The following is a 10828-nucleotide window of genomic DNA, read 5'->3' on the forward strand; positions in this document are numbered from 1 at the left end:
CGGGCTGGGCGGGTTCGGCGGGTTCGGCCGCGCGGGCGGCGCCGGTCGAGGCGGCCGGCGGCCGGTCCGGCGCCGGGTCCTTCGGCAGCCGCTCCACCATCCGGCGCAGCGCGGGGGCCTGGGCGAGCACGGCCATGGCGGCGGCGTACGGGTCGCCGGCGGTCTCCCGGCGCAGCTCGGCGAAGCCCGGCGTGGTCACCAGCGCGCTGACCGCCCGGTGGTGGCCCAGCCGGGACGGGGCCATCTCGCCCGGCTCGCGCAGCCGGGGCCTGGCCTTGTAGGCGGCCAGGAACGCTTCGGCCAGCAGGTCGGCGAAGTCAACGACGCCCCCGCCGCCGCCCGCCGCCGCGCCCAACTCCCCGGCCAGCGCGCGCAGTCCGGCCGACTGCGCGAGGGTGTCGCGCCAGGCGACCAGGTCGAACCGGTCGGCGACCACGACCGTGGTGTGCCCCCCGACCCCGTCCATGTGCCCGCCGACGCCGTTCAGAGCTGCGCCCTGACCATGCTCGCGTCCATGCCCAGCGCCTCGGTGAGGACGCGGGCGCGGACGGCGCGCTGGCGGACGGTGACCCGGTCGATGGCGGCGGTGGAACGACCGGCGGCCAACGCCTCCGCGCGCAGCCGCTCCAGCCGCTTGCCCGCCCTGGCCAGCCTGTTGTGCGCGTTCTTGATCACCCACTCGCTGAGCGCCTCGCGGGACTGCCCGGCCATCGCGTCGAGCTGGACCTCCAACTCGTCGATGGCGTCGGCCAGATCGAGCGCCTCCCTGGCGTCCGGGTGGACCAGCCGCAGCACCTCGCGCTCGACGGTCGGCCGCTGCGCGGGCGAGTCCCACAGCACATGCGAGAGCACCGACAGATCGGACTCGGCCACGGCGGCGCGGCCGTCGAGGAACGCGGAAGCCTGGAGCAGACCGATCGACTGCCGCCAACGACGGTCGGAGGCGATCAACTCCTCGCGGCGCAACGCGGATCGCAACGTGCACACCGCGTCCACGATCGCATCGGGAACGGACACCGCCGGAACGAACCCGGTCACCGCGTCCCGCAGCGCGGCCAGCGTGACCGTGGTCACGCGCGGCGGCTCCGGGCGGCTGACGGCGGAGCGCACCAGCGCGGCGAAGTTCGCCGGATCGGCCAGGTACCCGACCTCCATCCGCACCAGCAGCCGGTCGTAGATCGCGGCCGAATCCTCCCCGCCGGGCAGCTCGTTGCTCGCCGTGATCGCCCCGATCAGCGGGCAGCGGATCGGGGCGCCGCCGCTCTCCGGGTGGTAGATCCGCTCGTTGAGAAAGCCCAGCGTCTCGTTGAGCGCCGCCGTCGAGCACTTGAAGATCTCGTCGACGAACGCGACATGCGCGGTCGTCGCGCGCCCCTCGAAGACCTGCCGGTACTCGCCCCTGGCCAGCGCGGCGACGTCCACCGGGCCGAACATCCGGGTCGGCGCGGTGAACTTCGACAGCAGGATCTCCCAGTAGGCCGCCCCCTCGATCCGGCCCGTCAGCTCCCTGGCCAGCTCGGACTTCGCCGTCCCCGGCGGGCCCAACAGCAGCGAGTGCTGCCCGGCCAGCAGCGTCACCATCAGCGTCCGCACCACGTCGTCCCGTTCGTAGAAGCGGTCCGACAGCTCCTCGCAGACCGCCCGCAGCCGCCCGGCGGTCTCCGTCGCCTCCGGCGCGCCCTCCGCGTCCGCCGGCCCCTGCCCGCTCGTCGTCACCGTCAACTCCCTGCCGTCACGCCCCAACACATCCCGTCGCGCCGAGGGGACGACCCCTCCCCCGCGCCCCCCACGCCCCAACCTACGACGGGGCGCACCGAGGCTCGCACGCGTGCGCCGGCGCGCGCCACACCGCGCTGGCAACGTGCCCCGGAGCGGGGGCAGTTCCCGCGAAACGGCACGCGCACCCGGCTCGCGCGCCATGATGGAGCACATGGCTGCACCGGCGGACGTCCCCACGAGCGACCTCGAAGAGACCGACCTCACCGACCTCGCCGACCGCGAAGCGCCCCCGCCCCGCCCCCGCCCCGACGACCCCTCCCTCGCCGAGGTGCTGCTGCCCTCCGAGCCCGCGTCCGCCGGGCGCGCCCGCCGGCTCACCCGGAGCCAGCTCGGCGCCCGTTGGCTGCTCCCCGATGAGCTGACGGAGAACGCGGTGCTGCTCGTCTCCGAGCTGGTGGGCAACGCCGTCCAGCACGCCGGGGCCGCCGAGTTCGGCCTGCGGATCAGGCGGCGCCGGGGGTGGGTCCGCGTCGAGGTGCGCGACCCGTCCCGCGCGCTGCCCGCGCTGCTGCCCGTGCGAGAGATGGAGGTGATCAGCGGGCGCGGCCTCTTCCTCGTGGACACCCTCGCCGACCGCTGGGGCGTGGACCTGCTGCCGCACGGCAAGTCCGTCTGGTTCGAGATGCGCACCCCGCACCGCTGACCCGCCTCCCGCGCGCCGCTGACCCGCCCCCCGCGAGGAACGCGGGATCAACGCCCCGGGCGGCGGCGGGTGCTGGCCCGGCGCCGGCGGTCGTTGCACAGCAGACAGCGGCCCCACCCGGGCGGCAGCGGGTCCTCCGGGTCCCCGTAGAGCGGATCGACCGCGCCCCTGGGATGCTCCCGGCAGCCCGTCTCCCCCGGCCCGTCGGTCAGCGCCTGGGCGGCGACCAGCGCCCGACGCAGCGCGTCCACCAACACCGCCGCCTGCTCCCCGGCCGGCGGCTCCTGGTCGAAGGCGACGTCGGAGGCGGTCCGCAGCGCCGCCTGTAGCTCGCGCAGCTCAACCTGATGACTCATGCGGGCCACAGTAGGCGCCCCCACTGACACCGTGCGCCCGAGGCGGCCCCCTCGCCGGCCGGATCGGAGAAACCGCAGGACAGGCGGGGTGTCACGGGTCGGATCGGCCGCTGGTCCTAGGTCGAAAACCCGTGGGCGTTGTCAGTGCCAGCTCGTAGGCTCGGAGGCGATGTCTGCCACAGCCACGTCCACCGCCGCGTCCGCCGTCCCCCACCGAAAACGTTCCGTTGTCCGTGCCCTGCTGCGGCTGTGGCCCTATGTGCGGCCCGCCAGGGGCCGCGTCTTCAGCGCCGCCGGGGTCGCCATCGTGGCCGCTTCCATGGGCCTGGTGATGCCGTTGGTGCTGAAGTGGATGGTGGACGGCCCGGTCGCCGACGGGGACACCAACGGCGTCTGGTGGGGCGGCCTGGTGCTGCTGCTCGTCGGGCTGACCGAGGCGGCCCTCTTCGGCCTGCGCCGCTGGCTGGTCGCCCGCCCCCTGGCCCGGGTCGAGGCCAACATGCGGGACGCGATCTACCGCCACCTCCAGCGGCTGCCCGTCACCTTCCACGACCGCTGGCCCACCGGACAGCTGCTCTCCCGCGCCACCGGGGACCTCCAACTCCTGCGGATGTTCCTGGCGTTCGGGCTGACGTTCCTCATCGTCAACAGCACCACCATCCTCATCGGCTTCGGCGTGCTGCTCGTCCAGGACTGGACGCTCGGCCTGGTGCTGGTCCTGCCCGTGGTGCCGCTGATCGTGCTGTGCGCGCTCTTCGAGCGGCGGTTCTCCCTGGTGGCCCGCCGGGCGCAGGACCAGATGGGGGACCTGACCACCGTCGTCGAGGAGTCCATCCTCGGCATCCGCATCATCAAGGGCTTCGGCCGCCACCGCAGCCAGGCCCGCGCGTTCCGCGTGCTCTCCGGGGAGCTGCGCGACACCGAGCTGTACAAGGCGCGGCTGCTGGCCGGGATCTGGCTGGTGATCCTGGCGCTGCCCGAGCTGTTCCTGGGCACCGCTCTGGTGCTGGGCGTCTCCCAGGTCGCCGACGGCGAGCTGACCGCCGGCACCCTGGTCGCGTTCATGGCCACGGCCATGGTGCTGCGCTGGCCCGTGGAGTCCATGGGCTTCCTGCTGGCGCTCTGCAACGAGGCGGCCACCGCCACCGACCGGTACTTCGAGGTGCTGGACACCGAGATCCCCGACGAGCCGACGCCGGCCGCCCCCGCCGCCGGGGAGGGCGGCACCCCCGGGGACGGCATCCGCCTCACCAACGTCGTCTTCCACTACCCGGACGCCCCGCCCGGCAGCCCGCCCGTGCTGGACGGGGTGACGCTGCACGTCCGCACCGGCGAGACCATGGCGCTGGTCGGCGCCACCGGCAGCGGCAAGACCACGCTCCTCGCGCTGCTGCCCCGGCTGCACGAGGTCACCTCGGGCCGGATCACCCTCGACGGCGTGGACACGGCCACCCTCTCCCGCGCCGAGGTGCGCGCCCGGATCGCCGTCGCCTTCGAGGAGCCCACGCTCTTCTCCGCCTCGGTCGCCGAGAACGTCCTGATGGGCGCGGAGGGCGCCGACGAGGCCGAGCTGGCCAGGGCGCTGCGCGTCAGCCAGGCCGACGGCTTCGTCAGGGCCCTGCCCGATGGCCTGGAGACCGAGGTCGGCGAGCAGGGCCTCAGCCTCTCCGGCGGGCAGCGGCAGCGCCTCGCGCTGGCCCGCGCGGTCATCGGCAAGCCCCGCTTCCTGGTGTTGGACGACCCGCTCTCCGCCCTCGACGTGCACACCGAGGCCCGCGTCGAGGCCGCGCTGCGCGAGGTCCTCGCCGACACCACGGCCCTGGTCGTCGCGCACCGCCCCTCCACGGTGCAGCTGGCCGACCGGGTCGCGCTGCTCTCCGATGGCCGGGTGGCCGCCGTGGGCACCCACACCGAACTGCTGCGCGACAACGCCGAGTACCGCCGGCTGATGACCGGCGAGTCCCAGCTCTCCCGGGGCCGGGACGCAGAGTCCGACGGCGGCTCGCTGACCGCCCCTTCCCGAACCGCGTAAGGCGCCCGCCCGATGACCACCCAGCTCACCGACCAGGACACCGACCACCCCGACGACCGCGACCCCGACGCCCCCGCCCGGCTCGCCGAGCCCGACGAGCCTCTCGAACCACTCGAACCACTCGAGGCCGCCGACGCCTACGCGGACGACCAACTGCCCGCGCCCAGGGGCGCCTCCCGCCGGCTGCTGTTCTCCCTGCTGCGCCCGCACCGGGCCAGGGTGGTGCTGGCCGCGCTGCTGCTGCTCACCCAGCAGGCGGCGGTGCAGGCCGTTCCCCTGCTGGTGGCCTACGCCATCGACTCCGGCGTGCCGGCGCTGCGCGACGACGACAACGGCCCGCTGATCGCGGTCGCCGTCGCCTACCTCCTCTGCGCGCTGGGCTCCGGCGTGCTCCAGTCGCTCTTCATCATGGTCTCGGCCAGGATCAACCAGAACGTGCTGCTCGACCTGCGCGGCCGGATCTACCGTCACGCGCAGGCGCTCAGCCTCGACTTCCACGACCGGTACACCTCGGGCCGGCTGATCTCCCGTTCCACCAGCGACGTCCAGTCGCTGCGCGAGCTGCTCAACGAGGGGCTCCAGGAGATGCTGCTGATCCTGGTCTCCCTGACCTACATCGGCGGCCTGCTCTTCTACCTGGACGTCGGCCTGGGCGCGGCGGCGGTGTTCTCGTTCGTCCCCCTGACGCTCCTGGTGCGCAGCTACCGGCGCCGCTCGCGGGAGAAGTTCAACGAACGCTCCACCGCGATCGCCGCCGTGATCGTGAAGTTCACCGAGACGGTCAACGGCATCCGCCCGGTGAAGGCGTTCCGGAGGGAGTCGGCCAACGACGTCTCCTTCGACCGGCTCAACCGCCACCACGAGCGGATCAACGGCGACACCCTCATGGAGATGTGCCGCTTCGTCGTCCTCTCCCGGCTGATCGCGGCGGTCTCGGTCGCCGGCATCGTGCTCTGGGGGGCGCAGCGGGTGCGGGCCGGCGACATGGAGCTGGGCGCGCTGGCCGCCGGCGCGCTGTACATCCGGCGGCTCTACGACCCGCTGGACCGGTTCGCCATGTTGCTCAACAGCTACCAGTCGGCGGTCGCCTCGCTCCACAAGATCTCCGGGCTGCTGGCGCAGCGGCCCGACGTCCCCGAGCCCGAGGACCCGGTGGCCCTGCCCGAACGGCCCATCGACCGGCCGGGGCGGGAGGTGCTCTTCGACGACGTGCGGTTCGCCTACCGCACCGGCGGGGACGTGCTGCCCCGCTTCCGGCTGCGGCTGGCCGCCGGCGAGACCACGGCGCTGGTCGGCGCGACCGGCGCGGGCAAGTCCACGCTGGCCAAGCTGCTCGCCCGGTTCTACGACCCGACCGAGGGCCGGGTGCTGCTGGACGGCACGGACCTGCGGCGGCTGAGCATGACCGAACTCCGGCGGGGCGTGGTGATGGTGACGCAGGAGGCGTTCCTGTTCTCCGGCACGGTCGCGGAGAACATCGCGCTGGGCAAGCCCGACGCCACCCGCGAGGAGATCGAGGCGGCGGCCCGCGCGATCGGCGCGCACGCGTTCATCGAGGAGCTGCCCGACGGCTACGACACGGACGTCCGCAAGCGCGGCGGCCGCATCTCGGCCGGGCAGCGGCAGCTGGTCGCGTTCGCCCGGGTGCTGCTGGCCGACCCGGCGGTGGTGATCCTCGACGAGGCGACGTCCTCGCTGGACATCCCCGGCGAACGGGCCGTCCAGGACGCGATGGTGACGGTGCTGCGCGACCGGACGGCGCTGGTGATCGCGCACCGGCTCTCGACGGTGGAGATCGCAGACCGCGTGCTGGTGATGGAGCGGGGCCGGGTCGTCGAGGACGGGGCGCCGGCCGAACTGGTCGCGGGGGCGGGGCGGTTCTCGGATCTGCACCGGGCGTGGCGGGAGTCTCTTGTGTAGGGTTCCCTGCCCCACCCACCCCCCCTTTCGCTGGCGCGATGGCTGGGCGCCCGCCCGGCCTTTTCACGCGCCGTAGTGGAGGTGGGCCGCCCAGAGGGTGGGCGTGTGGGGGTTCTCCGCGCGGCGGGCGCGCACCGCCTCGTGGAGGGCGCGGGCGGCGCCCGAGGCGTCGCCGAGGGTGCGGCCGCTCGCCACCCCGGCGTAGAACGCGTCGGCGATCTCCGCCGCCTCCTCGTCGTCCACCGGCCACAGGGTGCCGATCACATGCCGGAAGCCCGCCGAGTGGAAGGCGCCGGCGATGTGCAGGGCCTCGTCGGCCAGCGCCTCGTGCCCGCGCACGGTGTCGCAGGCCGACAGGTACGCCAACTCGGCCCGTTCCAGGCGCAGTCGGGCGATGTCCGCCGTGCTCAGCGGCCGCCTCTCGTGGTCGTACAGCAGCAGCTCTCCGCCGGCGGAGGCGGTGGCGGGGCTGACCGCGTGGCAGGCGACATGGGCCCAGGTGTGGTGGGGCAACGCCGCCAGCACCGCGCCGTGCCGCGCCTGGGCGCCCGACAGGGTGTGGGCGACCGGCAGCCGTTCGGCCAGGCGTGCCACCTCGTGTTCCACACGGGGCAGTCGGGGCACGCCCGGGGCGTCGCGCAGCGCGACCGCCAGCAGGGAACGTCTCCCGGCCACCGGCCTGGCCCGGGCCCACAGCAGCTCGCGGACGGTGGTGGCATAGGAGGAGACGACGCGATCCAGCGTGCTGGCGCCCGGGGTGTCGGGCAGCCCGGCGGCGTGCAGTGGGAGGGCGGCCAGCGGCCCGGTCGGAATCCACCACATCCGGGGCGGCGGCCGCCCCTCGGGGGGCGGGCCGGTGAAGCCGAGCGCGGTCAGGACCGGTTCGGCCACCGCCTCCCACAGCCAGCCGAGGACCGCGACGACCCGGCGCTGGGCCGCCGCCTGCTCCGCCAGCGGCAGGGCGGTGTCGCCGGCGCGTCGCACGTTCTCGGCGAAGTCCCGCGCCGTGCCGAGCAGTTCCGCGTAGCGCACGTCGGGCAGCGGAACGGACCACACCCGGCCGTCCTGGACGAGCAGCGCGTCGCTGCCGAGGCCGCTGACGTTGAGCAGCGCGACGGGGCCGTGCGGGGCGGCGGCCCGCGCCAGCTCCTTGGGGGCCGGCGGCCGCAGGAAGTCGGCGTAGCCCGGCAGCCGGCGCACGGCCTCGACCAGGGCGTCCCGCCGGGCGGCCAGCGCGTGCCGGTCCTCCCCCGCCAGCGGCGCCCCGCCGGCACCGCCGCCGACAACACCGCCTCCGGGCGAGCCGCCGGGCGACAGGAACGAGGCGTCCTCGGGGCGGTCCAGCGCGCGGCACAACTCCTGGTACCGGTCGGCGAGTTCGGGATGCGCGGCGCGCAGCTCGGTCAGGTCGTCGCGGGCGTCGATGGCCTGGCCGAGCAGCACGCCCCGGCCGTGTTCCAGCAGCCGCAGCGCGGCGCCCGGGTCCGTGTCCAGGACGCGGAGCGCGCAGGCGGCGGCGTCCCGCGCGAGCCCGGCGAACCGCGCGAGCAGCCGCTGCCGGTCGGCCCGGGGCAGGGACCGCCCGGCGGTGCGGGGCAGCAGTTCGGTGGCGAGGCCGAACGCGGCCAGCGCGTCCCTGCCGGCGGCGGCCGACGCCTCGCCGGTGCTGGTCATCGCGGTCATCAGCCGGGCCGCCGCGCACTGCCGCGCCGCCCACACCCGCTGGCTGGTCGGCACCGCGACATCGCCGGCGAGCGCGGCGAGATCGCGCACCGTCTCGTCGTGATCCTCACCGAACCGCCCGGGAACGCCGGTGGTCACGTCGCGCAGGAATCTGACCGAGGCGAGGAAGAGCCGGTTGGCGCTGTGCAGCGCGTGGCCCCGAGGGGTCGCGGCGGCGGCCTCCTCGGCGGCGCGGACGGCGGCCCGCAGCAGGTCGAGACTGGCGCGGGAGAGGTGGTCCGGCAGCTCGGGCGGCGGGGTCAACGAGACGTTGACGCCGGCGGTGTGGTCGATGCCGGCGGACCGCTCGAACTCCAGCCGGGTCAACTGGGCGTGGATGCCGAGGCGTTCCACCCGGTTCGGGTGCCGCTCCGGGGTCGCGGCCAGCGCCCCGCGCGAGGCGGCCACGCCCTCGGCGAGGTCGGCGGCCTCCCGGCGGGCCAGGTACAGCGCCAGCAGCACCAGGCTCAGATTGGACTGGTAACGCGCCCACAGCGGGTCGGACGGCGGGGTGGCGGCCAGCGCCTCCCGGGCCAATTCGGCGGCGGTGACCAGGTCCTCGGGGTCGTCGCCGTCGGCGAGGCCGTGGCGCAGGCGCAGCGCCTCGGCGAGGTTGGAGGCGGCGGCAGCGGCCGACGCCGCCTCGCCCGCCGCCCGCCCGGCGCGCAGCGCGCGGGTCAGCGTGTCCACGCACTCGTCGAGCGCGGAGGAGTCGCCCAGGGCGAAGCCCTTCTTCAGCAGCGCGATGCCCAGCGAGTTCAGGCGGGACACCCGGATCGCGTCGGCCGGCCCGGTGGCGTCCAGCGCGGCGCGGATCTCGGCGATGCCCTCGTCGAGGTCGTCGGTCCGGGTGGCGACGTCCCAGCGGACGAAGAGCGCGCCGGCGAGGTTGGCGCGCAGCGCCGGCACCATGCGGTGGCCGGCCGGCACGACGGCCAGCGCCTCGCGGAGCCGGTCCACGGCCTCGTCGATGTCGGCCCGTTGGCTGAACGCCTCGTAGCGGGACCAGCGGCACTTGCCGAGCCCGTTGAGCGCGGCGGCCCGCACCTCGGCGACGGGCTCCGTGCGCAGCACCAGCGTGAAGAGCACCTCCGCCGCGTCGAGGTGGCGCGGGTCGTGCGTGGCGTCGAAGCGCTCGTGCAGGGCCTCGGCCCGGCCGATGGCGTCGATCTCCTCGGCGCTGGCGACGCCGCCCCGCTCCGTCGGCCCCGGCGACGCGGCGCCAACGGAGAAGTGCGCGACCGGCTCCCCGCCCAGCGCGGCGCTGACCCGCAGCAGCGCGACGGGGTCGCTGGTGCCGGCGAGGTCGAGGGGGCGCCGCAGCGCGATGTTCCGCAGCTCCTCGACGTCGCGCTCGTTCGGCGTCCCGCCGAACATCATGGTGGCCACCAGCAGCCGCGTCTGCGGCAGTTCGTCGTCCCCGCCCCCGCGAGGCCGCCCCCGCCGACGCCGCCACCGGCCGAACATCTCCCACCCCCAGAGCCCCGGAAGGTAACCCGCCGCCGGAGACGGCGCGTTCACGGCCGACTATCATTCCATCACCTGCCGTGATCGGGGAGGGGGAACAGCGGGTGGCCGGAACCACGGCGTCGAACGGCGACGACCCGGCGTCCACGCGGACGACGCTCGGCCGGATCTGCGCCGAGCTGGAGCAGATCCGCGCGCTGGTCACGGCCGCCGGCGCGGGCGGCGAAGCCGAACGCGTCCTCGCCGCGCTGCGCGAGGGCGGCGACATCGCGGCCGCCGAACGGGAACTCCACCGCCTGCTGCGCCGCGCCGGCGTCGCCGGCGGGCTGACCGGCATCACCCGGGGCGCGGGCGTCGGCGGCATCCCGCCCACGCCCGGCCACCCGACGGGCCCGGCCGCGCTGGTCTGCCCCGTCGGCCGCTGCCCCCGCGCGGTGCTGCTCGACGACCCGCCCGAGGTGCCGCGCGACTGCCGACTCCACGCCCTCCCCCTGCGGCTCCTCCCCCCGCCGACATGAACGCCCTGCTCTCGGAGTTGGGCAAGACCCTCGTCACCCGCTGGCTCAGCCACCTGGTGCCGACGGGGCTGCTCTTCCTCGGCGCGGCGGGAACGGGCGCGGTCCTGGGCCACGCCCGCTGGTACGACCTGCCGGCGGTCGTCGACCGGATCGACGAACTGGCGGCCAGCCCCGACGAGCGGTCCCTCGGCGCCGCCCTGGCCGTGGCCGCCGGCCTCGTGCTCCTCGCCGCCGGCGCGGGGCTCATGGTCCGGGCGCTCGGCGGCGCGGTCGACCGGCTCTGGCTGGGGAGTTGGCCGCGCGGCCTGGGCCGGCTGGCGACGCGGCTGCGGGAACGTCGAACGGCCCGCTGGGCGGCGGCCGACGAGCGGGCCCGGGAGGCGTGGCGCCG

Annotated in this window: 7 protein-coding genes and 2 pseudogenes; 5 read left to right on the top strand and 4 right to left on the bottom strand. The window is 75.4% G+C overall.

Features of this window, described 5'->3' with window-relative positions; all coding sequences use genetic code 11:
• Together EBN88_RS24965 and EBN88_RS24970 are read right to left on the bottom strand one after the other, a co-directional pair.
• Positions 1-466 (bottom strand): annotated as a pseudogene (locus EBN88_RS24965) (hypothetical protein); the annotation flags it as partial.
• A gap of 17 nt (positions 467-483) precedes the next feature.
• Positions 484-1716 (bottom strand): AAA family ATPase, encoded by a 1233-nt coding sequence (locus EBN88_RS24970; protein ID WP_122399316.1) that lies wholly within the window; start codon positions 1714-1716, stop codon positions 484-486.
• A 214-nt stretch (positions 1717-1930) separates the two neighbouring features.
• Here EBN88_RS24970 and EBN88_RS24975 point away from each other — a divergent pair, with 214 nt between their 5' ends.
• Complete coding sequence (locus tag EBN88_RS24975; protein ID WP_122399317.1) at positions 1931-2422, top strand: ATP-binding protein; 492 nt, start codon at positions 1931-1933, stop codon at positions 2420-2422.
• A gap of 47 nt (positions 2423-2469) precedes the next feature.
• Here the strand turns inward: EBN88_RS24975 and EBN88_RS24980 are convergent, their stop codons facing one another.
• Positions 2470-2778 carry a hypothetical protein gene (locus EBN88_RS24980; protein WP_199742477.1) on the bottom strand — a complete coding sequence of 103 codons (309 nt, stop codon included), beginning with the start codon at positions 2776-2778 and terminating at the stop codon, positions 2470-2472.
• Between the two features lie 169 nt (positions 2779-2947).
• Here EBN88_RS24980 and EBN88_RS24985 point away from each other — a divergent pair, with 169 nt between their 5' ends.
• A complete protein-coding gene (locus EBN88_RS24985) occupies positions 2948-4810 on the top strand; it encodes an ABC transporter ATP-binding protein (protein WP_122399318.1) in 1863 nt (620 codons plus the stop codon).
• 12 nt (positions 4811-4822) lie between these two features.
• Positions 4823-6730, top strand: a complete 1908-nt coding sequence (locus tag EBN88_RS24990) for an ABC transporter ATP-binding protein (protein WP_122399319.1) — start codon at positions 4823-4825, stop codon at positions 6728-6730.
• 63 nt (positions 6731-6793) lie between these two features.
• Here EBN88_RS24990 and EBN88_RS24995 read toward each other — a convergent pair whose 3' ends face one another.
• Positions 6794-9973 carry a CHAT domain-containing protein gene (locus tag EBN88_RS24995; protein ID WP_147472833.1) on the bottom strand — a complete coding sequence of 1060 codons (3180 nt, stop codon included), beginning with the start codon at positions 9971-9973 and terminating at the stop codon, positions 6794-6796.
• A gap of 50 nt (positions 9974-10023) precedes the next feature.
• Between EBN88_RS24995 and EBN88_RS25000 the strand changes: the two genes are divergently transcribed.
• Both EBN88_RS25000 and EBN88_RS25005 read left to right on the top strand, forming a co-directional pair.
• Positions 10024-10437 carry a hypothetical protein gene (locus EBN88_RS25000; RefSeq protein WP_122399321.1) on the top strand — a complete coding sequence of 138 codons (414 nt, stop codon included), beginning with the start codon at positions 10024-10026 and terminating at the stop codon, positions 10435-10437.
• Positions 10434-10828 (top strand): annotated as a pseudogene (locus EBN88_RS25005) (hypothetical protein); the annotation flags it as partial. The gene EBN88_RS25000 and the pseudogene EBN88_RS25005, both read left to right, overlap by 4 nt.

Source organism: Streptomyces triticirhizae (genome assembly GCF_003696235.1).
GTDB lineage: Bacteria > Actinomycetota > Actinomycetes > Streptomycetales > Streptomycetaceae > Streptomyces > Streptomyces triticirhizae.